Origin of the sequence: Shewanella sp. AS1 (assembly GCF_021412565.1) — a bacterium.
Lineage (GTDB): Bacteria > Pseudomonadota > Gammaproteobacteria > Enterobacterales > Shewanellaceae > Shewanella.
In genome coordinates, this window is the sequence record NZ_JAKCLJ010000001.1 from 329,699 (window position 1) to 352,386 (window position 22,688).

General features: G+C 50.0%; 20 protein-coding genes. 6 read left to right on the forward strand and 14 right to left on the reverse strand.

Annotated elements, in window-relative coordinates:
• Positions 1-11: 11 nt before the first annotated feature.
• From LZP69_RS01510 to LZP69_RS01515, 3 genes are all read right to left on the reverse strand, one after another.
• Positions 12-725, reverse strand: a complete 714-nt coding sequence (locus LZP69_RS01510; protein WP_234198412.1) for a winged helix-turn-helix domain-containing protein — start codon at positions 723-725, stop codon at positions 12-14.
• Positions 725-1,135, reverse strand: coding sequence for a DUF3019 domain-containing protein (locus LZP69_RS16725; RefSeq protein ID WP_442800652.1), 411 nt, complete (start codon positions 1,133-1,135; stop codon positions 725-727). Before LZP69_RS16725 ends, LZP69_RS01510 begins: the two co-directional genes overlap by 1 nt.
• 479 nt (positions 1,136-1,614) lie before the next feature.
• Positions 1,615-2,094, reverse strand: coding sequence for a YcxB family protein (locus tag LZP69_RS01515; RefSeq protein WP_234198413.1), 480 nt, complete (start codon positions 2,092-2,094; stop codon positions 1,615-1,617).
• A gap of 159 nt (positions 2,095-2,253) precedes the next feature.
• On the opposite strand from LZP69_RS01515, the gene LZP69_RS01520 reads away from it, so the two are divergent.
• The 3 genes from LZP69_RS01520 to LZP69_RS01530 all read left to right on the forward strand — a co-directional run bounded on the left by LZP69_RS01520 (position 2,254) and on the right by LZP69_RS01530 (position 6,600).
• Complete coding sequence (locus tag LZP69_RS01520) at positions 2,254-2,985, forward strand: pseudouridine synthase (RefSeq protein WP_234198414.1); 732 nt, start codon at positions 2,254-2,256, stop codon at positions 2,983-2,985.
• A gap of 152 nt (positions 2,986-3,137) precedes the next feature.
• Positions 3,138-4,091, forward strand: coding sequence for a LysR family transcriptional regulator (locus LZP69_RS01525; RefSeq protein WP_234198415.1), 954 nt, complete (start codon positions 3,138-3,140; stop codon positions 4,089-4,091).
• A gap of 217 nt (positions 4,092-4,308) precedes the next feature.
• Complete coding sequence (locus tag LZP69_RS01530) at positions 4,309-6,600, forward strand: OmcA/MtrC family decaheme c-type cytochrome (RefSeq protein WP_234198416.1); 2,292 nt, start codon at positions 4,309-4,311, stop codon at positions 6,598-6,600.
• A gap of 378 nt (positions 6,601-6,978) precedes the next feature.
• Here the strand turns inward: LZP69_RS01530 and LZP69_RS01535 are convergent, their stop codons facing one another.
• From LZP69_RS01535 to pepA, 6 genes are all read right to left on the reverse strand, one after another.
• Positions 6,979-8,514 (reverse strand): MFS transporter, encoded by a 1,536-nt coding sequence (locus LZP69_RS01535; protein ID WP_234198417.1) that lies wholly within the window; start codon positions 8,512-8,514, stop codon positions 6,979-6,981.
• 149 nt (positions 8,515-8,663) lie between these two features.
• Positions 8,664-9,002: a PBPRA1643 family SWIM/SEC-C metal-binding motif protein gene (locus LZP69_RS01540; RefSeq protein ID WP_234198418.1), complete on the reverse strand. Its 339-nt coding sequence runs from the start codon at positions 9,000-9,002 to the stop codon at positions 8,664-8,666.
• A 260-nt stretch (positions 9,003-9,262) separates the two neighbouring features.
• Positions 9,263-12,142, reverse strand: coding sequence for a valine--tRNA ligase (locus LZP69_RS01545; protein ID WP_234198419.1), 2,880 nt, complete (start codon positions 12,140-12,142; stop codon positions 9,263-9,265).
• Between the two features lie 38 nt (positions 12,143-12,180).
• Complete coding sequence (locus LZP69_RS01550) at positions 12,181-12,624, reverse strand: DNA polymerase III subunit chi (RefSeq protein ID WP_234198420.1); 444 nt, start codon at positions 12,622-12,624, stop codon at positions 12,181-12,183.
• 340 nt (positions 12,625-12,964) lie between these two features.
• Positions 12,965-13,873, reverse strand: coding sequence for a tetratricopeptide repeat protein (locus LZP69_RS01555; protein ID WP_234198421.1), 909 nt, complete (start codon positions 13,871-13,873; stop codon positions 12,965-12,967).
• 350 nt (positions 13,874-14,223) lie between these two features.
• A complete protein-coding gene (gene pepA, locus LZP69_RS01560; RefSeq protein WP_234198422.1) occupies positions 14,224-15,732 on the reverse strand; it encodes a leucyl aminopeptidase in 1,509 nt (502 codons plus the stop codon).
• A gap of 223 nt (positions 15,733-15,955) precedes the next feature.
• On the opposite strand from pepA, the gene lptF reads away from it, so the two are divergent.
• Both lptF and lptG read left to right on the forward strand, forming a co-directional pair.
• A complete protein-coding gene (gene lptF, locus LZP69_RS01565; protein WP_234198423.1) occupies positions 15,956-17,065 on the forward strand; it encodes an LPS export ABC transporter permease LptF in 1,110 nt (369 codons plus the stop codon).
• Complete coding sequence (gene lptG / locus LZP69_RS01570) at positions 17,065-18,123, forward strand: LPS export ABC transporter permease LptG (RefSeq protein ID WP_234198424.1); 1,059 nt, start codon at positions 17,065-17,067, stop codon at positions 18,121-18,123. The genes lptF and lptG overlap by 1 nt, the downstream gene beginning before the upstream one ends.
• A gap of 92 nt (positions 18,124-18,215) precedes the next feature.
• On the opposite strand, the gene LZP69_RS01575 is transcribed toward lptG, so the two are convergent.
• The 4 genes from LZP69_RS01575 to LZP69_RS01590 form a co-directional block, all read right to left on the reverse strand.
• Positions 18,216-18,725 (reverse strand): RDD family protein, encoded by a 510-nt coding sequence (locus tag LZP69_RS01575; RefSeq protein WP_234198425.1) that lies wholly within the window; start codon positions 18,723-18,725, stop codon positions 18,216-18,218.
• 96 nt (positions 18,726-18,821) lie between these two features.
• On the reverse strand, positions 18,822-19,070 hold the full coding sequence (locus LZP69_RS01580; RefSeq protein WP_234198426.1) for a DUF2960 domain-containing protein: 249 nt from the start codon (positions 19,068-19,070) through the stop codon (positions 18,822-18,824).
• Positions 19,071-19,115: 45 nt separating this feature from the next.
• The gene (locus LZP69_RS01585) at positions 19,116-19,610 is read right to left on the reverse strand and encodes a GNAT family N-acetyltransferase (RefSeq protein ID WP_234198427.1); all 495 of its coding nucleotides are present in this window, start codon (positions 19,608-19,610) and stop codon (positions 19,116-19,118) included.
• Positions 19,611-19,620: 10 nt separating this feature from the next.
• Positions 19,621-21,138 carry a carboxypeptidase M32 gene (locus tag LZP69_RS01590; RefSeq protein WP_234198428.1) on the reverse strand — a complete coding sequence of 506 codons (1,518 nt, stop codon included), beginning with the start codon at positions 21,136-21,138 and terminating at the stop codon, positions 19,621-19,623.
• Between the two features lie 251 nt (positions 21,139-21,389).
• On the opposite strand from LZP69_RS01590, the gene LZP69_RS01595 reads away from it, so the two are divergent.
• Positions 21,390-21,959 carry a DsrE family protein gene (locus tag LZP69_RS01595; RefSeq protein ID WP_234198429.1) on the forward strand — a complete coding sequence of 190 codons (570 nt, stop codon included), beginning with the start codon at positions 21,390-21,392 and terminating at the stop codon, positions 21,957-21,959.
• 96 nt (positions 21,960-22,055) lie between these two features.
• Here the strand turns inward: LZP69_RS01595 and LZP69_RS01600 are convergent, their stop codons facing one another.
• Complete coding sequence (locus tag LZP69_RS01600; protein ID WP_234198430.1) at positions 22,056-22,688, reverse strand: DUF2913 family protein; 633 nt, start codon at positions 22,686-22,688, stop codon at positions 22,056-22,058.

Below are 22,688 nucleotides of genomic sequence, written 5' to 3' on the forward strand. Positions count from 1 at the left end.
GTTATCTGAAGTTAATTATTCCAGGCTTCGGGAGCGAAAAGATAACCCTGACCCCAGACGGTTTTGATTCGAAAAGGTGTCTCGATATTGTCGCCGAGCTTTTTTCGCAGGCGTGAGATGCGCACATCGATTTTTCTGTCTTTGCCATCAAAATCGATATTGAGTAGGTATTGGTAGATGTATTGGCGACTCATTACTTGTCCCGCTTGTGAGGCGAGCAGCCAGAGGAGTTCAAACTCGTGGCTGGTTAAGTCCACCTCTTTTTCCTCTAAGCGTATGGTTTGGGATAAGGGATCTATGTGCAGCTTCCCAAAAAGTAATCCCTGGGTATTGGAGTGCTGGGGTTTGCTGTTACGCCGTAGTAAGTTATTGATCCTGGCGACTAAGAGCGCGGGATCGACCGGCTTCACTATGTAATCATCGGCGCCTAGTTCGAAGCCTTTGATCTGATCTTCGTTTGTGCCAAGGGCGCTCATCAGCAGGATAGAGCCGGCAAAATAGTCGGGCAGTTTTTCACACAGAGTTAATCCGTCTATGCCGGGAAGCATGATATCCATCAGTATGATATCGGGTTTATAGCTTATTAAGCGGGTCAGTACAGTATCCCCTCGACGTTCGACTTCGACATGCATGCCATTAGATTTTAAGTAATCCACGATTAAGTTGGCTAAACGAATATCGTCTTCGACGAGTAATACTCTATGGGGCGATTGTGCTTCAGTCATTAAAGTAGACTCCATGGGGTGTGATAGCGCCACCGATATTCAGGGTCGGAGGTGGGGGTGATTCTTAATCTTGATTTGTCTATGAATTGCTGAGTGTCAGCATCTATCATCTCAAATCGAATATCTTTGCTGGTTGCGATCTTGACAGTGTATGAGCCGGTTGTTTGGGCTTGAGTGCACCAAGGATGAAAGGTGCTGTTATCAGACTGGATGCAGATATGCCTTGGGCTGTCGATTATCCAGTTGAGGGTTAATTCAAGATTGCAAACCTCCTCTTCGCTTGAGGTTATACAAAAGCGGGGTGATAACGACAGTTTGCCATCGAGAGGGTCACTCTTGGCGTAAACACTATGGCTAAACGGCATAAGCAATAGAAGGGCTTGTACTCGTCGATAGCGGAGGCATCTCATATAAATGAATACCTGTTAGTTGTGATAACAGAGGGAGTCGTGTTGGGATCTTGACTTGAAGTTGCGACTAATTCCCTGTCGAACTCGGCGTCACGAGTTATAAAAATCATTTCCATATGCTCTCTACTACAAATTGTATGGTCATTCGAGTTTGATGGGGATTGTGTTACTACACGTTGCAATATCAATAAGTTATTGAGTCTTTATGACGACCAAATGAGCAATCATTATACCCATGACAACGTAAATAAAGGCATCCTATTCGCCAAGAAGTGTAAATTTTTTGTCACTAATTGCGTCAAGATACCTCAAGATGTAAAAGCAAAAATGCTTTTTTGGCGATCCTTTAAGCGTGGATTTTCAGTATTTAAAGGGAATTTCATTGCTGGTGATAATTAATAAAAATATTTGTCATTCTGAAGTGGGGGAAGTACTAATTGTCAGCGAAGGGACCCATTACTGAGCCCCATGGTCTTGATTCAAATCTTGCTGCGGATAAAGTCACAGCAGGCATTGTCTAGGTAGCCTTTAGAGAGATATTGCTTCTGTTTGTTGATATAGAGCAGAAAGCCTTTCTCTGTCTCCTCAATCTTATCTATCTTTTGCCACGACAGGCTGGAGTTGATATAGAGGGAATGAGTCTTTATGCCTACCTCATCTAGGGTCAGTGTGGCCTTGTTACCAGACGCGCGGCTCCAGCTTTGACGAAGCAGCCACCAGGGGCGTTTAAATTTAATGCTTAAGGCCTCGAGTACGCCCAGGGCGATAATGAACCAGGAGGCATAGTTATTTATCTGTGTCAGCAAGAGCCCTAAGCCTGTAATGAAGAAGATCAGCGCCTTAGTGTAGGGTTTTAGGCCGGGCGCCTGGTTGACCGACTCATCGAAACATTCGCTGTAGTAGGCTTTATCGAGTACAAATTCGGTGGTATAGCAAAAGGCAGTATTCATAATCATCATAGGTGGCTCATTTTGCCCTATTGTAGTCGCAATTGTGGCACAGCCCTACCCATTTATGGGGCGTTGTGACTTGCTAAGGTTTCCCCTTTGGTGCGCGATTAGGGTAAACTCGCCGCGCGGCGACAAAGCCTATGTACAAGTTTAAGATCTGGTGATGTGATGGCTTCAAAGCGTTCAAGACTCGACAGATACCTGTGTAAGCAGTTGCAACTGCCTCAGAAACAGGTGCGGCATCTATTGCTGGAGGGCAGGGTGAGTGTCAATGGTCTGCTCGCCAAGTCTATGGATCTGCAGATAGATGAGTTCAGCCTTATCTTGCTGGACGGCAAGGTGATGCAGCAAAATGTTCCCCGCTACCTAATGTTGCATAAACCCGTAGGCGTGGTATGCGCCACTCAAGATCAGCAGCATACTACCGTCATAGATCTGCTGGGTGAGAAGGCCACAGCCGATCTGCATATTGTCGGACGTTTAGATCTCAACACCTCAGGTTTAGTGCTGCTTACCAATGATGGCCGCTGGTCAAGGCGCATCATGTCACCCGAGCATAAGGTGGATAAATGTTATCGGGTGACACTGCAAAATCCCCTCGATGACGCTTATGTTAAGGCGTTTGCGACAGGCTTTTATTTCGGTTTTGAAGATATCACTACCCTGCCGGCAAAACTGGAGATCCTCACATCCCATAGCGCTTTAGTCACGCTACAGGAGGGGCGCTATCATCAGATAAAGCGTATGTTTGGTCGTTTTCGCAATCCAGTGGTGGGATTGCATCGCCTGTCTGTGGGAGATCTAAGGTTAGATACAGGCTTACAGGTGGGGGAGAGCCGTGCTCTTACGCCAGAGGAGGTCGCGCTTTTCATGCCAGCGTTTAGTCATCATGATAGATAGTTAGCTAATTAAGTGATTGCTAATTAAATAACTACTGACCAAGTAATAACTGACTAATTAAGTAAATCCTGAAAGTGTGACCGTCCCCCATAGTCCAGCAACAGATTGCCATGCTATAAATATGAAACAACTTAGTTACATTTTTAGACATAATGGGTAATCAGAACATCAAAAAGCTAAGCGAGCTCGACGTGTTTTGTTTGATGGTGTTTAAAGCCATTTTCCAAACCGGCCACGCGAATATTGCCGCTAAACAGCTCAATGTCTCAGCGCCTAAGATCAGCCGTTGTCTAAATACACTACGCGCGACCTTTGATGATGAACTGTTTTATCGTCGTCAGCTGGGGCTCAAGCCTACGCCTCTGGCCGAGTTTCTTTTTGATCCCATCTGTCAGTTTTGCGACTCTGTGGCCAAGATTGAGCAATCACTTCTTGAGCAGCCCAGTGAACAACATCCCCAATATATTAAGGTCGCTGTCACCTCTGTTATGCTATCGAGTCTTGCACTGGCATTTTCCCGCAGCAGCAAGCGTGAGCAGATGGGCAAGGTGCAGTTTGTTGCCTGGGACAATGATTCGGCCGATATGATCCATAATGGCGAGCTTGACTTTGGGGTCGCCTTCGATGCCTCAAGCGAACATCCGTTAGTGGTCTCATCCCTGGGTAGTATCTCAGAGGTGTGTTTTGCAGCCGCAGAAAACCATCCGATCTGGTTAAGCTCAGCAATCACCTTAGAAACTATCTGTGGCTATCACTTCCTCTGTCTCGATGGTAAAGGGTTTAATGATAAATTAGATCCTCTAGAAGTCTATGCTCGTCAAATTGGCCGGGAAATAGAGAATGTTTCTAGGGTGAATACCCGAATGGAGTGGTACAGTCATCTGTTGACCATGGATTCGGTCTCGTTTTTACCTTGCAGCGAAGCTGAGATAGCCCAGCGTTTACCTGGTCTCAGTGTAGCCAAGCTGCCCGCTGAGCAGGTGGCCTTGCTTCACGGTGAATGTATGTCCCCTCAATTTCTGCTGATCGAGGCTCAACAAGAGTATCGCCGCTATTCAACTGAACAAAGACACTTGTTTATCGAGTTGATGAAATCTTTGTTTTAGCCCTTCATGTTCAAATAAATTGTGACCTGATTCTCATTATCCGCTTGAAATTAAGGTTAATTTCAGATTGCGAAATTAACCATTTCAAATTTTGCAATTTTTGTTAACGAATCTTTAAATTGCAGTCACATAGTTAAATCAATTAACTAACATTTTGTTCTCACATCCTTATATTTAAGGTACTGCAATAGCAGAAATACCTAGAAAGGGATATGAGATGAAAAAAAATAATAGAACACTACTCGCCATGGCACTCATGTGTGCCTTAGGCGTAAGCGCGTGTGGCGATGGTAAAGACGGTAAAGACGGCGCCGATGGTCTTCCTGGCGATCCTGGAACACCTGGTGCAGGAGCTGGCTTAACTGTTGATACTGTAGAATCAGCCGCCGATTTCATTTTAACTCTAGATCCTGCCGATATCGTAGTAGTGGGGAGTGATGACTTCACTATTAAGTTCACCGCGACAGGTAAAGACAGTAAAGGAGACGATGTTCCATTTACCGGCCTGGAAAGAGTGGCACTCTATGTGACTAATCAGGTTGCCAATGACACAGGCACAGGCGCACCTATGGTGTGGTCAAACAATGCAATGGTAAACAGTTTCGGCACCAGCATGTATTGTAACCTAGATGGCCAAACGACAGACCGTCAGGGCAATGTGGTTGAGGCTTGTACCTTAGTTGAGGATGCTGATAATCCAGGAACTTACACAGGTACCTGGGAACACGATGGCAATGCGCCTGTGGTCAGTGCTAACGGCGATCCCAACAGCTTATTCCGTGTGATGATCCGTAGCTATGATGTGACCAATAGCGCAGGTGTCGGCATCAGTGATAAGTTGTTATCTACTCCGCTGGACTTTATTCCAGCAACTGGCGCTCTGGCTGTTTCAGAAAAAGATGCCGTGTCCAGTGCCGCCTGTATCCAGTGTCACAGTGCACTTGATGGTTATGATGCCGCCGATGGCCGTATTGCTAACATTGAAGCCCACCATAACTATCAGAAAGTGGAAAATTGTGTCGCCTGTCATAACCCTGCTTATGCTTCCGATCAAACCGATCCCGCAATCGGCTTCAACGTTAACTTCAATGCTATGATCCACACCATCCATGCCGGTGGTCATCTGGCTGAGTTTGGCGTACTGAAAGGCGAAGCATTGGATAACTTCGGTGAAGTGCATTTCCCTGCGGAAATGAACGAATGTACCGTGTGTCATGACAATGGCGACCAGTGGAAAACCAATGTCTATGCTGAAGCTTGTACCTCTTGTCACATGACGGTAGATCTCACCACAGGTACTGGCCACGCGGGTATTGTGCCTGCAAATGACACAGCTTGTGTGGGCTGTCACGGTGCAGGTAGCTTAAGCCCTGAAGTGGCGCATAGAGTGGGAGAGCGTGAGTCTGCAGCATCTGGTTTTGTGCTGGATTTCACCGATGCCACAGTATCAGGTACAACTCTGACTATCACAGCAAATGTTACCCTAAATGGTGCTGCTATTCCTGATGGTACTGACTTGAGTGAGTACATGGTATCCGATACCCGCGGTATCTTGGCGGGTAATCTAGAAGCTGACGGTACACCAAATCGTGGGTTAGGTATGTCAGTATTAACTGACCAAGTTAGCCTTACCGGTGGTGTGTTAACAGTGGCTAAAGACTTCTCGGCAATCGCGAGCCCCAATAGTCTAACTGGCCCTATCTATGTTACCGCTGAGGTGCAGGTTTGCTCTGAAGGTGACATGGTGGTTAAGTGTACTCAAGATGCCAATGGTAATATTGAGCAGCTACCACTCGCTAACAGCGCACCTATCAAGTACTTCAACCTGACCGATCCAAATGCGGCTGAACTCAAAGCGCGTATGGATGATCCAGACCGTGTAACAGTGAGCGAAGCGCAGTGTAACACCTGTCATGGTAACTTGACTCACGTTAAGGGCACCCATGGTGTTACTGAGTTTACTCAATGTATGGATTGCCATAATAACCGATGGTATGACCCTAGCCGTCCAGGTTCTTTCCACTCTAATGCCGTCTATGACACAGGCACAGTTGATGCCAATGGCGATAAGGTGTTCGCACCAATTGACGGTGTCACCTTCTCTAACCGTGACTTGATGACTGTGGCGCACCGTTTCCACGCAGGTAACTGGGACGGTGGTGGAATCTATAAGAATGAGGATATGGAAGTCCATGGCTATCCCGCTGCCGCAACCGATTGTCAGGCTTGTCACAAAGAAGATGCGGTATTCTTCGCAGCTGACGGTGGCTTGACCTCTGGTAAGCGTTCTATCCAGGTGAGTACTACCGAGTATATCTCGCCAGTTGCTGAGTCTTGCCGCTCTTGTCACATCAGTGCATCAGCCTTGGCTCACTTCAAGAGTAACGGCGCGACAGTCGAAGGCAGCCCTGATACCACAGCTGACTTACCAGTCGAGTCTTGTGCAACCTGTCACGCCGAAGGTAAGACCTATGGTGTAGATATCATGCACGCTGGAGGAGCACACTAATAAAACAGATATCCATTTGATCCATTTTTAGTGAGTACCCTGCAACTTGCTCACTGACCTTGCAAAACTTGGGGCCTGATTCAGGCCCCCTTTTTTTGTCTCGGTTTTATGGAAAGGGGGAGAGGGGAGCGGGGAAGCGGGGAAGCGGGGAACGAGGAGCGGGGAACGAGGAGCGGGGAACGAGGAGCGGGGAACGAGGAGCGGGGAACGAGGAAGTGGGGAACGAGGAAGCATAAGTCTTAAGCTGTAAGCGAGAATCTAGAATCTAGAATCTAGAATCTAGAATCTAGAATCTGGTATCGAGGAGCAGGAGCGAGATGGCGTCAGTTAATAAAGGGGCGCATTGCGCCCCAATTAATCTAGCTTATCGTGCAAACACTATTGTGCACGTTGCAGTTTCAGTAGCCACTTACCATAGATAAAAATCCCCACAGCAGAGATGGTGCCTATGGCGGCAATAATGTACCAGGCCATGCCGATATTGTGGGTGTTGTATAGCAAGGTAGTGAGCGCCTCTGGGGTTTCACCGGTATAGCTGACCAAGGTCTTAAAGGCTTCGCCTTGGGGAATAGCGGCAACATCGGCTGCGTTCATGCCACGCTGGGCCAGTAGTTCCAGTGAGAAGATCTCTTTAGAAGCAAATATTTCATAGAGTTTAGGCCCGAAGTAACCCTCTAAGCCCCAGCCTATCCCCTGGGGCAGCATCACAAAGCCCAGGTACATGGCTTTCTTGCCTTTGGGGGCGATATTGCCCATAAACTCATTCTTCTTCGGGCTGATCATCATCTCGCCGAAAGAGAACATGGCAATGGCCAGCACTATCATCCAGGCGGCGTTGGTGGCACCGATAAACACGAAGGCCAGAATACTTAGCAGACAGCCGCCCAGCATAGCCGTAGTGATGCGGTATTTGGCGGTCAGGGCAGCCACTAAGAAACAGCTGGTCATGATCATACCGGCGTTAAGGTTGAGCATGCCTTCTGGCATCACCTTGGTGCCTGTGTTATCCAGCCCTAACCAGAACTGTAAGATGCCACTGTCTGTGCCTTCGCTGCCAAACAGACTGGTGACGATCACACTGGTATCGACCCACTCGGCAATATGAATAGGCAATACATCGAACAGGGCGTTAAACAGGAACCAGAAGCCAGCGAACACCAGCATGTAGTAGATGACCACAGGCTTTTTCAGCTCATGCCAGGCATCCTTCCACAGGGCTTCTTGTTTAATCTCACCACTTTTAATCTTGCGGTTGCGCTCCATGCGCTCCTCTTTGCCTGGCTCTTTGTAAGCCAGCAGGAACAGGAAGTTAAGTGAGATGATGGCGGCGCAGGCGTAGAACACATTGTCCCAAGAGAGCTGGCGCATATGCACGGCGACCAGTGGGCCGAGGAAACCACCAATGTTAACTACCTGATAGAAGATCCCCCAGGCCATGGAGGTGTTTTGTCTGCCGGTGGATAATACCAGCGTCCCCTGGATCCCAGGTTTAAATATCCCGGTACCTGCAGCCAGTAAGATGGCGCCGATGAGGAATCCCCAGAAATCGGGGAAGAAGGCCATCACCAGATAACCAGAGATCTTAATTAATGTCGAGGCGAAGATGGTCTCTTTGTAGCCGACACGATCTGAGATACCGCCGGTAAAGACAGGAATAAAGGTTTGCATCAGAGCCCAGATGGAGATGATCACACCGTAATCGTGCAGGCTGATCCCCAGACCACCCTCTGAGACGGGCGCCTTGGCGTAGAGGCCGGCACTGGCTTTTACCCCATAGTAGGCGATACGCTCAACCAGCTCCATGCCGCCGACTATCCAGAAAATGTAACTTAAGCTGGCAATGGAGGCCCACATGCCCAGCTGCTTCACTTCCCGCAGATCATTGTCTGCGTAAGCATCTTTGGTATCGCTCATATGCTTCCTTTGTTTTTGTTATTTTATTGATGTTAATTTTCGACAGCACACTTTACCTAAATTTCGCCTTAAAGACCAAAAATCAACATAAAAAAAGCCGACAGAGGTCAGATCCTGTCGGCTTTTTTTCCGTTGATTTGCCTGAGCGATTAGGCGCCGCAGCACTTCTTATATTTGCTGCCGCTACCGCAGGGGCAAGGTTCGTTACGATTAGGCTTCGCTTCAAAGGTGGTCGTCTTAGGTTTATTCAGCAACCCAGTTAACGCCTTGATATTCTCTTCACCTTGAGTATCGACCTGGATGACGGCAACCAGTTTATGTTCAGCGACAATCGCTTCGATCTCCTGTTTTCGCTCCTCGCTGGTGACTGTGAGTGTTAAAGGGGAGGCGGCGCTGCCGGGCTTAGTGGCGCGTTTTGTGTTATAGCCGCTTTCACCGTAGGCGGGTTTTGGGGTTCTGCGGCCTTTGAAGAAAAATTTATCCGACATGAGTTTGCTCTGTTAGGCGAATGCTTCGCATTGAAATTATCTGAGCTTATACAGTAAAAATGGCTTTTGAGATATCTGGGATGAAAAATAAATTTTCCCCTAAGCCGCAAGAGGCTCAGCCAATAAAAAAGGCAGTCAAAAATGACTGCCTTTGAATTGGGGGCTGAGTTACGAGCTGCGGGCTACGAGTCGCGGGCTACGAGCTACGAGCCACGAGCTAAGAGCTAAGAGCCACGAGCTACGAGCTGCGAGCTAAGAGTCTAAGCCTCTAGCTTTGCCAGCTCGGCTTTCTGCTCGGTCAGCTTGTCCATGTCACGCTGGTATTCCGCCTGCTTGGCGCGCTCTTTCTCTATCACCTCAGCCGGCGCCTTAGCCACGAAGCCTTGGTTAGAGAGTTTGCCTTCGATACGCTTAAACTCACCAGTCAGTTTTTCTAACTGCTTGTCGATACGTGCCATCTCAGCGGCCACATCGATAAGACCGGCCATAGGGATCAGCAGCTCCATCTCGCCCACCAACTGAGTGGTAGACATAGGCGCGGTTTCACCGTCCGCCAGAATGGTCATAGACTCCAGTTTCGCCAGGGTTGAGAAGAAAGTCTGGTTCGCCTCAACGCGTGCCTTATCTTGCTCGCTAACGCTACGCAGCAGGGCGTTGAGCGGCTTGCTTGGGGCGATATTCAGCTCGGCGCGAATATTACGCACGGCCACAATCACCTGCTTCACCCATTCCAGATCTGCCATCGCCGTTTCATCCACTTTATCGGCTTGATAGTGTGGGAACTCGGCTAGCATCAGGGTATCGCCTTCAACGCCTGCAAGGGGTTTAACACGCTGCCAGATGGTCTCTGTGATATAAGGCATCATAGGATGCAGCAGACGTTGCATGGCTTCCAGTACAGTCACCAGAGTATGGCGAGTACCGCGCTGCTCGGCTTCACTACCGTTTTGCAGTACCGGCTTGGTCAGCTCTAAGTACCAGTCGCAGAACTGGTTCCAAGTGAACTCATACAGGGTGTTGGCCGCAAGGTCGAAACGGTAGTTTTCCATGTGCTCATCGAAGGTTTTTACCGTCTGATTGAACAGACCGATAATCCAGCGATCGGCAAGCGATAACTGCATTTCGCTGCCCGCTTTGCCGTTTGGCGATTGAGGACCACAATCTTGCTCTTCTGTGTTCATCAAGACATAGCGTGATGCGTTCCAGATCTTGTTACAGAAGCTACGGTAACCATCGAGACGCTTCATGTCCCAGTTGATGTCACGACCAGTCGATGCCATGGCTGCCAGGGTAAAGCGAAGCGCATCTGTGCCGTGAGGCTCGATACCCTCGCTGAACTCTTTACGGGTACTCTTCTCAATCTTGGCCGCCAGCTGTGGCTGCATCATGTTGCCGGTGCGTTTCTCGACCAAGGCTTCAAGATCGATACCGTCTATCATATCCAGCGGATCGAGCACGTTACCCTTAGACTTGGACATCTTGTTGCCCTGCTCATCGCGAATAAGGCCGGTGACATAAACCGTCTTAAAGGGCACCTGTGGCTTGCCGTCTTCATCTTTGATGAAGTGCATGGTCATCATGATCATGCGCGCCACCCAGAAGAAGATGATGTCAAAGCCGGTCACCAACACATCGGTCGGGTGGAAAGACTTAAGTGCCTGGGTATCTTCTGGCCAGCCCAGGGTTGAGAAGGTCCACAGCGCCGAGCTGAACCAGGTATCGAGTACATCTGGGTCTTGGCGAAGAACGACAGAATCGTCTAAGCCGTGCTTGGCTCGAACTTCGGCTTCATCGCGGCCCACATAGACCTTACCCGCTTCGTCATACCAGGCAGGAATACGGTGACCCCACCATAATTGACGTGAAATACACCAGTCTTGAATGTCACGCATCCAAGAGAAGTACATGTTTTCATACTGCTGTGGCACAAACTTGATGTCACCATTTTCAACCGCTTCGATGGCGGTTTTCGCCATAGGCGCAACGGCCACATACCATTGGTCGGTTAGCAGCGGCTCAATCACCACGCCAGAACGATCGCCATAAGGTACTTTCAGCGCGTGGGGGTCAATCTTGCCAAGCAGGCCTAAGGTCTCAAACTCTTCAACAATCGCAGTACGTGCCTTGAAACGATCCAGCCCCGCGTAACGTTCTGGCAGGCTGTTATCTAATTCATTGTTGGCGCTGCCATCTGTGTTGACCACTTCCGCTTGGGAGCGGATCGCAGCATCGATAGTTAAGATGTTGAACATAGGCAAGTTATGACGCTTACCTACCTCGTAGTCGTTAAAGTCGTGGGCTGGGGTGATCTTCACACAGCCTGTACCGAATTCCATATCCACATAATCGTCGGCCACTACAGGGATGCGGCGGTTAACGATAGGCAGCAGGATAAACTTACCGATAAGAGACTGATAACGCTCATCCTCTGGGTGCACGGCAACCGCGCTGTCACCCAGCATGGTTTCGGGGCGTGTGGTGGCCACTTCGAGGTAATCTTTACCGTCTGCGGTCAGCGCGCCATCGGCCAGCGGGTAGCGGAAATGCCACATGCTGCCCTGTTTCTCTTTGTTTTCCACTTCCAGATCGGAAATAGCGGTGTGCAGTTTAGGGTCCCAGTTCACCAGACGCTTACCGCGGTAGATCAGCTTGTCGTCATACAGGCGCACAAACACTTCCTGAACGGCGGCCGACATGCCTTCGTCCATGGTGAAACGCTCACGATCCCAGTCTACGGATGCGCCTAAACGGCGCAGCTGTTTGGTGATTGTGCCACCCGAATGGTTCTTCCAGTCCCAGATGCGATCGATAAAGGTCTCGCGGCCAAGGTCGTGACGGCTCTTACCCTCTTCGGCTTCTACCTTGCGTTCAACCAGCATCTGAGTCGCAATACCCGCATGGTCAGTACCCACTTGCCACAGGGTGTTCTTGCCCTTCATGCGCTGATAACGGATCAGGGTATCCATTATGGTGTCCTGGAAGGCGTGGCCCATGTGCAGACTACCTGTCACATTCGGTGGCGGGATCATGATGCAATAGTTGCCTTTTGACTCATCGCCGTGGGGCTTGAAGTAACCTTGCTCTTCCCAGTTTTGGTAAAGCGATTGTTCGATTGACTGCGGGTTGTATGTTTTATCCATAGGAGCGTGTGCTTCTCAAACTAAATTAATTAATTGGGTTACGCGTTCTGGGTCGTCAGGGCGATCCCTAATTCCCGATACTGGCGATAACGCTCGCGGGCGCTCGCCTTCTTAGCCGTATCGTTGGCAACGAAGTCGATAATCTGGTCAAAGTTTACCGCAAATTGCGGCGCTTGATCGGCAAGATTGATCAGTAGTTGTCTTTTTTTGTTCGGGCCGAGCTTATCAAAACCTATCTCGACCGGGGCGCCGCCCGCTGGCCCTTCACCCTTGAGGTTATGGGGCACAAATGCTGTGGGCTCAAATTGCCATAAAATCTCGTCAACCTCATAGGCCTGCTGCTTATCCTGACAGTGGACATAGACCCCTTGCTGCGCAGTAAATGCCTGCTGAGCGATGCGGCAGGCCAGATGATAATGCGCATCCTGGCTGCTGGCTGTGTTAGCCGCGTCTGGCATCAGGTAAAACAGGGCGTTAGGCATTGTCTGACTCCATTTCGCTGCATCTGGCTTAAAGATTGACCGAACAGGAGATTTTACACCTAAAAGGGGCAAGTAAACCAGAGGTTAGGGCAGGTGTCTCAACACAAATTGTGCAATAAGTGGATTTTGTCGCCTCAGACTAAGTGAGATGACAAACTTAGCTCGTCCGGAAATGTCCCTCCTGCACCAGTGCTGTGTAGTTCATTATTTGGATTTGATTGCACCCAATAGGCTTATCAGTAGGCTTGGGGGGCGGTACGACCAGAGTGTCTGCAGGCTTTTGGCCCTTGGCGACAGGACGTCGCCCTCGAGCATATTGGGAGAGATTCGCGCGAGTAGGCTAACTTTCCCCTGTGGAAATTAAGATTTCAAATCTGGGGTTTTCTCTGAGATTGGCAAAGTCGGCTTCGTTGGCGGCGACCTCTTTAAAGGAGACGCTGTTTTCTATGGCCTGTTCTAAGTCAGACAATGCCAGATCTTCCTTGCCTAAACAGGCATAGGCGCAGGCGCGCTGGTAGAGGGCGTGGGCGTTGTTGCCATCCACTTCCAAGACCCGGTTACACAGGCTCAGCGCCCAGTTAAACTCGCGCATCTCCATGGCGGCATCGGCCTTGTAGGTCATGGCCTCGAGATCGCCGGGGCGAATATTGAGGATCTCGTTATAGACGGCAATCTTCTGCTCCGGGGTCTGGGCGCTCTGGGCATGCAGCCAGAGGGTGTGGATCTCGTTGATGATCTCGATCTCGCGGTTGTTCTTGGTGATGATACGGCTCTTACGTTTAAGGTCGTGTTCCAGCTCCTTAAACTTCTGTTCGTAATGTTCTGTGATGCTTTGCAGCTGCTCGGCGGCGAGCTTGGCGGTATTGGTTTTGATCTCACGCAGCGACTGCCAGCCGATAAAGGCGATAAGGGAGGCGACCCCAGCTATGATATAGAAGAAATAGGTGACTGTGACATTAGCATAGTTGAGGGATTTATCGGCCACGGCCAGCTCGCGGTCGGTGATCTCCACAGTCAGGCGGCGCTCTAAATCTTGCTGATCGGTGCGTAGCGCCTTGAGCTCATCGAGTATATAACGCTCAATCAGCGGCCGGTCGAGTATGGGCGTCTGAGAGTGAGCCTGAGGCTCGCTTACAGTTTGAGCTAGCACAGGCTCGTCTTTGAGCCCTTTGGTATCATTTTGTGCAAAGGCGTGGACAGGTAGATTAAGTAGGATGAGTGCAATAAGCGCAGCGTATAGTCGTAACATCTGAGTTCCTTCATTGACCAAGTGCATCTGTCTGCAGACAAATAAAGTGCTTACACCCTAGCAAGATAACTTAGATGATGCCAACCATTAGGCCCGATTCCCTGAAATCATGGTCATTCCATTCGCAGTAAGGTTCGCTTTGCAAGATTGAGGTTGGCAAGACTGCGGTTTGCAAGCTTGCGGGCGGCTAGGGCAATAAAAAGGACAATAAAACGGGCAATAAAACGGGCAATAAAACGGGCAATAAAACCGGCAAAAAAAGCGGCAATAAAAAAGGCAATAAAAAAGGCGATAACCCTTTACTCAAGATAGGGGTTATCGCCTTTACTGTTTATGCTGTGGAGCTTAGCTTATTCGCCTTGCTCAACCCCTGCACGGTTGATCAGGAACTGAGTCAACAAAGGAACGGGGCGACCCGTTGAGCCTTTGTTTGCGCCGCTGTTCCAAGCGGTACCGGCAACATCGATGTGAGCCCAGTTGTACTTCTTGGTAAAGCGAGACAGGAAGCAGGCCGCTGTGATCGCACCGGCTGGACGACCACCTAAGTTGGTCATATCAGCAAATGGGCTTTCTAAATGCTCTTGGTACTCATCCCACAGTGGCATGCGCCAGGCGCGGTCGCCGCTCTGTTCACCGGCATTGAGTAACTCATGGGCCAGTGGGTTGTGTGAGGAGAACAGACCCGAGGCGTGTTTACCTAAGGCGATAACACAGGCGCCGGTCAGGGTGGCGGTATCGACAACCACTTCTGGATCGAAACGCTCAACATAGGTCAGCACATCACACAGTACCAGACGACCTTCGGCATCAGTGTTTAATACTTCAACGGTCTGGCCCGACATAGTGGTCAGGATATCCCCAGGACGGTAAGCGTTACTCGATGGCATGTTTTCACAGCCCGCCAGAATGCCAACCACATTGATGGGCAGTCCCAGTTCACACAGGGCCTTCATCGCGCCGATAACACCGGCTGCGCCGCCCATGTCGTATTTCATCTCATCCATGGCTTCGCCTGGCTTGAGTGAGATACCGCCTGAGTCGAACGTCAGACCCTTACCGACTAAGACGATAGGCTTTTCGGTGCTGTCGATGGCGCCCTTGTATTCCATCACTGTCATGATGGACTCGTTGTGGCTACCACGGCCGACCGCAAGGTATGAGTTCATGCCCAGCTTAGCCATCTGCTCTTCGCCGACAGTGGTTACGGTCAGCTTGTCAAAAGTTTCGGAGAGCTGGCGTGCCTGAGAGGCCAGATAAGCAGGATTGCAGATGTTAGGTGGCATGTTGGCCACGTCGCGGCATAAATGGGTCCCGCTGGAAACGGCCATACCGTGTTCGATGGCACGCTCACCCACAGTCAGTTCGCGGCGAGTCGATACGTTAAATACCAGTTTGCGCAGCGGACGACGGGTTTCACCCTTACGGGTCTTGAGTGTATCGAAGGTGTAGAGACTGTTTTGGGTGGTTTCTACCGCTTCACGCACTTTCCAATAGGTGTCGCGGCCCTTAACATGCAGCTCGGTCAGGAAACAGACAGCTTCCATTGAACCGGTTTCATTTAAGGTGTTGATGGTTTTTTTGATGATCTGTTTGTATTGGCGCTCATCGAGTTCACGCTCTTTACCACAACCGACAAGAAGGACGCGCTCGCTTAGCACATTGGGTACATGATGCAGAAGTAGCATCTGACCCGATTTTCCTTCTAAATCGCCACGGCGTAACAGGTTGCTTATGTAGCCTTCACTGATTTTATCCAGTTGCTCGGCAATCCCAGAGAGGCGTCTAGGTTCGTAGACACCAACGACAATACAGGCCGAACGTTGTTTTTCCGGGCTGCCGCTCTTTACGCTAAACTCCATGAGCTCTCCTAGATTATTTAAAGACAAATTTTATTATTTATTAGATAATGTCTGCTTGTGTCCGAAATGGACCTAAAATGGGTACACCAAATGTCATTTTTTTCCGGTGTTTATTTGCCAATTTTAGCCAATGCTGGCCACAAAAACTACCAAAAGTAGACAGTCTACAGGAAATGTAGGCTGATACCAGCATAAATATAAGTTTAGGGACTGAATCCTACCCGTGATTGTATTTAGATACTTGATTAGAGAAGTTTTAAAAGCCCAGATGGCGGTGCTTTTAGTCTTACTAACAATTTTTATCAGCCAGCATTTTGTTCGGGTGTTGGCCGATGCCTCTGATGGTGAATTTCCTGCCTCATTAGTGTTGACTCTGCTAGGGCTTAATCTGCCCTATCTTGCTGTATTAGTTGTACCTTTAAGTCTATTTCTCGGCATTCTGGTGGCCCATGGGCGCATGTATGCCGAGAGTGAGATGGTGGTGTTTCATGGTGTGGGGATCAGCGAGTGGTATATCACACGTGTGACCCTGTTACTGGCCGTCGCTAATATGTTGTTTACCGGTTTTCTGTCGATTTATGTGACTCCCTGGGCTGAAGAGACACAAAATCGTGTTTTAGAGAAAGCGCAATCGGAGGCGGGATTGGCAGCCCTGACTCAGGGACGCTTCCAGACCAGCCCTAACGGCAGAGCCGTGTTATTTGTCGAACGCATTGGCCGTGACGGTAAGTTAGATAAGGTGTTTGTGGCGCAACTGCCGGACCCGAACGATGCCTCCGGGCAGGCCAATATCGTGGTGGCTCAGGGGGGCAAAGTCGTCGAAGATGAAACCGGCGCCCAGCGCTTAGAACTTCATGATGGTATTCAGTATCAAAGTACCTCGAAACGTCTGGATTATCAGGTTGCGGATTTTGACGGTTATGAGATGCAGATTAAGGAGCAGGAGGTGGATCAGCGCAGACGTAAATTATCGGCGCTTCCCATAGATGAACTACTGCGAACCCCAGGGGCTGAGGCCGTCGCCGAATTCCATTGGCGACTGGCAATACCGATCGCCATCCTGTTTATGACCATGATCGCCGTGCCTATGTCGCGGGTCAATGTGCGTCAGGGTAAGTTTGCCAAGATGTTCCCGGCCATTCTGCTTTATCTCGGGTATTTCGGTCTGATGATAGCCGGGCGTAAGGCGCTGGAAGATGAGGTGATTCCTGCTTATTTAGGCATGTGGTGGATCCACCTATCGGCCTTTTTCCTGGCCTTTTTACTGCTAGGGAAAGAGCGCCCAACCGGGGTGAAGTTGTTTGGCTTACTTAAGCGTTCGAGGGCGGCATAATGCGGATTTTAGATTTTTATATCGCCCGTACCCTGCTGAGTTCTTCCGCGCTGTGTTTGCTGGTATTGACCGGGCTGTCCGGCATCATTAAGTGGGTGGATCAGCTGCGCCTGGTGGGGCGCGGCAGCTATAGTATGGTGGATGCCGGCATCTATGTACTGTTTTTAATCCCCCGTGATGTGGAGATGTTCTTCCCCATGGCGGTCTTGCTCGGCGCCCTGATCGGCATGGGAATGCTGGCGTCAAATTCTGAGCTGGTGGTGATGCAATCGTCTGGATTGTCGCGTTTTCAACTGACCCTGTCGGCGATGAAAACTGCCGTGCCTCTGATGCTTATGGTGATGGCGCTTGGGGAATGGGGAGCACCTGTGGCTGAACGTCACGCTAAAGAGCTGCAGGCTGTGAAGATGTCCGGCGGGAGTCTGTTTAAGAGTGGCAGGGGGATTTGGGCAAGAGATGGCGATCTGTTCGTCAATATCGGTCAGGTGGAGAGTGCCTATAGCCTGAATAATATCAAATTGTATCAGTTCAATGAACAGCAGAAACTGGTCAATACCATAGAGGCTAAACGTGGGGTGTATTCTAAGGATCACTGGCGGTTGCTCGATGTGCGCCAGACTCATCTTGAGGAAGATAGGGTAACCTTAAGCGATCTGACCCTTTACCGCTGGGACTCGACCCTGACACCGGACAAACTCAGTGCCGTGTCGGTAAAGCCTGAGTCCTTGTCAATCCAAGGCTTAGTGGATTATCTGGAGTACCTGAAACTGAACAATCAGGACTCAGGCCGTTATGAGCTGGCGCTGTGGCGTAAGATAATGCAACCTGTGACAGTGGCCGTGATGATGTTGGTGGCGCTCTCATTTGTGTTTGGACCGCTGCGTAGTGTGACCATGGGCGGACGCGTCCTGCTGGGTGTGGTTGCGGGTTTCAGCTTCTATATCTGTAATGAGATCTTTGGCCCCATGACCTTAGTGTATGGTATCCCGGCTTATATCGGCGCCATTTTGCCGCCAATTATCTTCAGTATTGCAGCGATCTACTATATTCGTAAATAACCCTATATCCGTAATGAAAGAGTTAACAAACAGGCCGCTCAATTGAGTGGCCTGTTTTACTTTTAGCTTACTGTTTTTAGCTTACTTACCGCTTAAACTCCGTGCCAGTTACGCAGCTGGTTGGCTTCTTTGGAGAGTACTACCACCTCTGAGCGGGTCATCATATCCTGCAGGGCGAGCTTATCGCCATTAATCAGGATCCACAGGTTGCCTATGCCCAGCAGTGACCAGACAAGGCGGGCGGCGGCGGTGATCATACTCAGGCTCTGGCCGTTGGGGTGCTGGACCTTAAGCCGCCAGGCGCGCATCCCAAGTGTTTGGCCGCCATAGCTCCAGAACAGAATATAGAAAAGTGCCACACACAGGGCGATCCACAGCTGATATAGGCTTTGATAGAGAGGCGTTCCGTTGAGCAGATCAGACACATGTTCAAAACCCTCCATGGAGATCAAACCTGAGTTGGTCAGCAGGAGGAAGAGGCCAAATCCCAGGGCGCCGGCGACCATATAGACAGCAACCGCTAATAAGAGATCGTAAATAATGGCCCCCAGCCTGCGGGTAAAACTGGCCCGGGGAAAGTTGGCATGTTCATGATTAGACATCGAAATTCCTACATCTTCTGGTTAAATACTGTTTTATAAGGAGAGCGACCCTTAAGTCTATTGCTCATCGCGGATAAAGCTTATCGCGGATTAAGCCTATTGTTCTTCGTCGCGGATAAAGTGGATATTGGTGAAACCGAAACGCTCAAACTCTTTGAGACGATAATCTTTTACCGCTTGAGAGCCTTTAGATGTCATGGCAACCTGAGCCTCCATGGCGTGGTAACGGGTAAGATCTATCCCTTCTGCTGCCGCAACCGCTTCATAGATATCGTTAAATTTGTCGTAGACAAAGTTGATCTCTTTGTACTGTTTCTTAAAGGTATAACCAACTTTACGGGCCATAATTTTCTCTTTTAAATCGGGTGTTTTAGGGTGAGCTAAGCTAGCTCAATCGCCAATGGAATAGACCATATAACAGGCATCATCCGGGTAGTTGTTGAGTTTTTTGTCGATTATACGCGATTTAAAGCCTAAGCGTTGCCAATATCTGTCGGCGCCTTGGACCGCAACCAGTGAAATCGAGGCAAACCCAAGCTGATTCGCCTTGCTGACCAGGCGGTTGAAGATCTGCTCTGCCGCACCTAATCCTCTAGCCTGAGCTGAGATGGCAATATCATGCAGGTAAAGGGAGTCGGGCGCGGTGGGTTTGCGCACGACCTGTTCAAGGCTGGGTGGCTGATTGAGCACCCAAGGGTGGGCAAGGCAATAACCCAGTACCTGTTGTCCTACCTCAAGAACAAAGCAGGAGTCTGGCGAGATGGCGACTTTGCTTTGCAGCGCCACCTGAGACTCAGGGACGATATCAGGGTAGCACTGGGCCTGTATCTTAAGGATCGCAGGCCAGTCGTTTGAGTGAATCGGGCGTATAGATAGCGCAGTCATGGGTTTATGCTTAAGCTTCCAGATAGCGCGTTTTGAGATGTCGCTGAAAATGGATGGGATTAAGTGCCTCACCCGTAGCTTGGGTCACCAATTCATCCGTGGTGAGAAAGGAGGCCTTAGACCAGATATTCTCACCAAGCCAGTGCATTATGTCACCGAGGCGATTAGTGCTGAGTAGGCTGTCAAGATCTCCCAGCTGAGATTGCAGTGTGGCGCTCAGCTGGGCGGCATACATGGCGCCCAGAGTGTAACTGGGGAAATAGCCAAGCTCGCCCAAGGTCCAGTGAATATCCTGCATGCAGCCATTCTTATCATCACCGTCCGTATTGATCCCAAGTAGGGCCTGCATTTTGCTCGACCAGAACTCTGGCAGATCTTTCACCTCCAGGCTGCCATCGATAAGGGCTTTTTCCGCCTCGAAGCGCAGCAAAATATGACAAGGGTAGGTGACCTCATCGGCATCGACCCGTATCTTGCCTGGGGTAACCCGGCTGTAAATATTGGCCAGTTGTGAGCGGGTGTAATTGCATTTGAGGTGCTGATTGAGCTTAGGTAAGAGTAAGTTAAGAAACCCTGGGCTGCGCCCTAGCTGCATCTCAAAGAAGAGGCTTTGGCTCTCATGGATCCCCATTGAACGCGCCAGACCAGCAGGTTGGCCTCGCCACTGCTGAGGCAAACCTTGCTCATAGCTGGCATGGCCTGTCTCGTGGATAGTCCCCATCAGGGCGCTGGTAAAATCCCCTTCATCATAGCGGGTGGTGATGCGCACATCGCCGGGCACGCCGCTACTAAAGGGATGGCTGCTGATATCGAGTCTGCCCTGGTTAAAATCGAAGCCTAACAGCTGCATCAAATCCCGGCTCAAGGCCTCCTGCGCCTCGGTGGGGAAATGCCCCTCAAGGGCAATTTGGGGCTCACTTGCCTGTTTATCGACGATTTGAGCGATAAGCTCTGGCAGGGCTTGTTCCAGTGGCCCAAAGATCTGCTCAAGCTTGGCGCTTGTCATGCCGGGCTCGAACTTATCGAGCAGCGCATCATAAGGCGCTATGCCTAACGCTTGGCTTCGGATCTGCGCCTCCTCTCGGGTAAGGGCTATTACGGCCTCAAGGTTAGGTTTAAATCCTTGCCAGTCGTTGTTTTGTCGCTGTTCGCGCCAGCCATTCTCACATAGATAGCCGGCCTTGGTTTGCGCCTCGACCAGTGTGGCCGGCACCAGATTTGCCTGTTGATATTGATAGCGCATTTCGCGCACATTGGCGCGCTCATGTTCGTTAAGGGACTCTTGGCTGGCACTGTGCAATAGGGCGGGTAGGTTATCCTGGGTCTTAAGTCGATGGATATGTTTTGCCAGGCTTGCCATGGCCTCGCCGCGGGTATCACCACCCCCTTTAGACATCATGGTCGCCTGATCCCAGTCGCCGAGAATACTGAAATGCTCGAAATGGCTGATGGTTTTAAAATGCTGAGCTAACGCCTGATAATTGGGATTGGAGTGCGCTGGGGCTGCGCCGGATGAAGAGGCCATCATGTTCTCTCTTTGCTAAGAGGCAGAATCTAATATCAATTCATGCCCAGAATCTAATATGAATTCATGCCCAGAATCTAATATGAATTCACATCTAAGTTAAGTAAGCTGAATCTTAACTTAGTTTGCCTGCTTGTGTCATGGGGCAGTTAACTCACCTAATGGGTCAGCCTGTGTGGCGATGTTAGTGGTTTCACTTAAGCCGTTTCAGGGTAAGTAATGATTATAAAAATACAATAACGAGGAAATTTATCATGTTAACTCAGCTTTCTTGGCGCCAAATCCGCGCACTTGTGCTGCTAACCGCGGGATTGAGCCTGTTTACTGCTAAGGCGTTTGCCGGTGCCGATGCGTTTCAGCCGGGCCCGGTTTTTAAGGATTATGGACATATCGCTAAAGTCGATAATCAGCAGCCTATCCCTGAGGGAATGCAATTTAAAGTGGTGTTCGATACCAGCAATGCCGCCGATGCAGGTAAGGTGAATCGGCATATCGACTCATTGGCGCGTTTTATTAATATGCATGTGGCCAATGGGGTTAAACCTGAGAATATTGAGCTTGCTTTAGTCGTGCATGGCAAGGGTGTGCTGGATCTGACCCAGGAGTCATTTTACAGCAAACGCCACCAGGGCGCAGCGAACGTCAATATCCCTTTGATAAAGGCGTTAACCGAAAAAGGGGTTAAGCTCTATGTGTGCGGCCAAACTGCGGCCTATTTTGATGTGACGCCTGATGATCTGCTTCCAGGGGTGACTATGGCGCTGTCGGCCATGACAGCCCATGCCATCTTAGCGAAAGAGGGATACAGCTTAAATCCCTTCTAGCGCGGACTTTGATTTAGCGTCATAAAAAATGCCCTTTGGCTTACGGCCTAAGGGCATTTTCTATTCTGTTCGTGATAGTGAAGCGTTAAGCTTAACTCAATCCAATTTTGCCAGTAAGGCCAGAGCCGGTTGCAGATTGCCTGGATAGAGACGATAGGTTTTGTGATGCTTAATCAGTGAGCTTTTCTTATTGCCCTGGCTCAGCAATAGACCGTGGCGAAGCGCCGAGCTTGCCAGCTGGGTTTCATCGGCGCGCACATACAGATTGATAGGCTTTATCAGCTCATCATTGTCTATGTGCTGCGAAAATTCGTCGGCTGAGATTATCAGGCTGGCCTCGCCGTCGCTGTCGAGTTTCAGCTTGGTATCCACTTTGGTGTCTGTGTAGATGATCCACTCTTGGCTTGTCAGTTCTTCCAGCCAGAGGCTGAGCTTCTTGCCCAGTTGGCGCGAGTCACCCAGCTGCTGATATTGGCTGACTATGGTTTCCAGTAAGCCCTTTAGGTTCGCGCCTGCGCCCATGCTGCGCCCCTGACGGATCCAGAGCGTCAGATCGCCAGCAATCAGCTTGGAAAAACGTTTGCTTTTCTGCGCCTGCACCATCCAGTTACACAGGAAATGGCTCTGGGCAGCGGCCGTCTTGATGCTAGCGGTCGCAGTGTGCTGATTGACGGCATCTAAGCCTGCTTGGGCGAGTTCGAGCAGTGCCTGATTATAGTTTTGGGTCAT

What these genes read in the sequence shown, in the direction of transcription:
- lptG (WP_234198424.1), top strand. Translation starts at nt 17,065, where the DNA reads ATGCGGATTTTAGATTTTTATATCGCCCGTACCCTGCTGAGTTCTTCC.
- LZP69_RS01590 (WP_234198428.1), bottom strand. Translation starts at nt 21,138, where the DNA reads ATGATGGCCTCTTCATCCGGCGCAGCCCCAGCGCACTCCAATCCCAAT.
- LZP69_RS01595 (WP_234198429.1), top strand. Translation starts at nt 21,390, where the DNA reads ATGTTAACTCAGCTTTCTTGGCGCCAAATCCGCGCACTTGTGCTGCTA.
- LZP69_RS01585 (WP_234198427.1), bottom strand. Translation starts at nt 19,610, where the DNA reads ATGACTGCGCTATCTATACGCCCGATTCACTCAAACGACTGGCCTGCG.
- LZP69_RS01580 (WP_234198426.1), bottom strand. Translation starts at nt 19,070, where the DNA reads ATGGCCCGTAAAGTTGGTTATACCTTTAAGAAACAGTACAAAGAGATC.
- LZP69_RS01510 (WP_234198412.1), bottom strand. Translation starts at nt 725, where the DNA reads ATGACTGAAGCACAATCGCCCCATAGAGTATTACTCGTCGAAGACGAT.
- LZP69_RS01520 (WP_234198414.1), top strand. Translation starts at nt 2,254, where the DNA reads ATGGCTTCAAAGCGTTCAAGACTCGACAGATACCTGTGTAAGCAGTTG.
- LZP69_RS01515 (WP_234198413.1), bottom strand. Translation starts at nt 2,094, where the DNA reads ATGATGATTATGAATACTGCCTTTTGCTATACCACCGAATTTGTACTC.
- LZP69_RS01555 (WP_234198421.1), bottom strand. Translation starts at nt 13,873, where the DNA reads ATGTTACGACTATACGCTGCGCTTATTGCACTCATCCTACTTAATCTA.
- LZP69_RS01545 (WP_234198419.1), bottom strand. Translation starts at nt 12,142, where the DNA reads ATGGATAAAACATACAACCCGCAGTCAATCGAACAATCGCTTTACCAA.
- LZP69_RS01525 (WP_234198415.1), top strand. Translation starts at nt 3,138, where the DNA reads ATGGGTAATCAGAACATCAAAAAGCTAAGCGAGCTCGACGTGTTTTGT.
- pepA (WP_234198422.1), bottom strand. Translation starts at nt 15,732, where the DNA reads ATGGAGTTTAGCGTAAAGAGCGGCAGCCCGGAAAAACAACGTTCGGCC.
- LZP69_RS01575 (WP_234198425.1), bottom strand. Translation starts at nt 18,725, where the DNA reads ATGTCTAATCATGAACATGCCAACTTTCCCCGGGCCAGTTTTACCCGC.
- LZP69_RS01535 (WP_234198417.1), bottom strand. Translation starts at nt 8,514, where the DNA reads ATGAGCGATACCAAAGATGCTTACGCAGACAATGATCTGCGGGAAGTG.
- LZP69_RS16725 (WP_442800652.1), bottom strand. Translation starts at nt 1,135, where the DNA reads ATGAGATGCCTCCGCTATCGACGAGTACAAGCCCTTCTATTGCTTATG.
- LZP69_RS01530 (WP_234198416.1), top strand. Translation starts at nt 4,309, where the DNA reads ATGAAAAAAAATAATAGAACACTACTCGCCATGGCACTCATGTGTGCC.
- LZP69_RS01540 (WP_234198418.1), bottom strand. Translation starts at nt 9,002, where the DNA reads ATGTCGGATAAATTTTTCTTCAAAGGCCGCAGAACCCCAAAACCCGCC.
- LZP69_RS01550 (WP_234198420.1), bottom strand. Translation starts at nt 12,624, where the DNA reads ATGCCTAACGCCCTGTTTTACCTGATGCCAGACGCGGCTAACACAGCC.
- LZP69_RS01600 (WP_234198430.1), bottom strand. Translation starts at nt 22,688, where the DNA reads ATGACCCAAAACTATAATCAGGCACTGCTCGAACTCGCCCAAGCAGGC.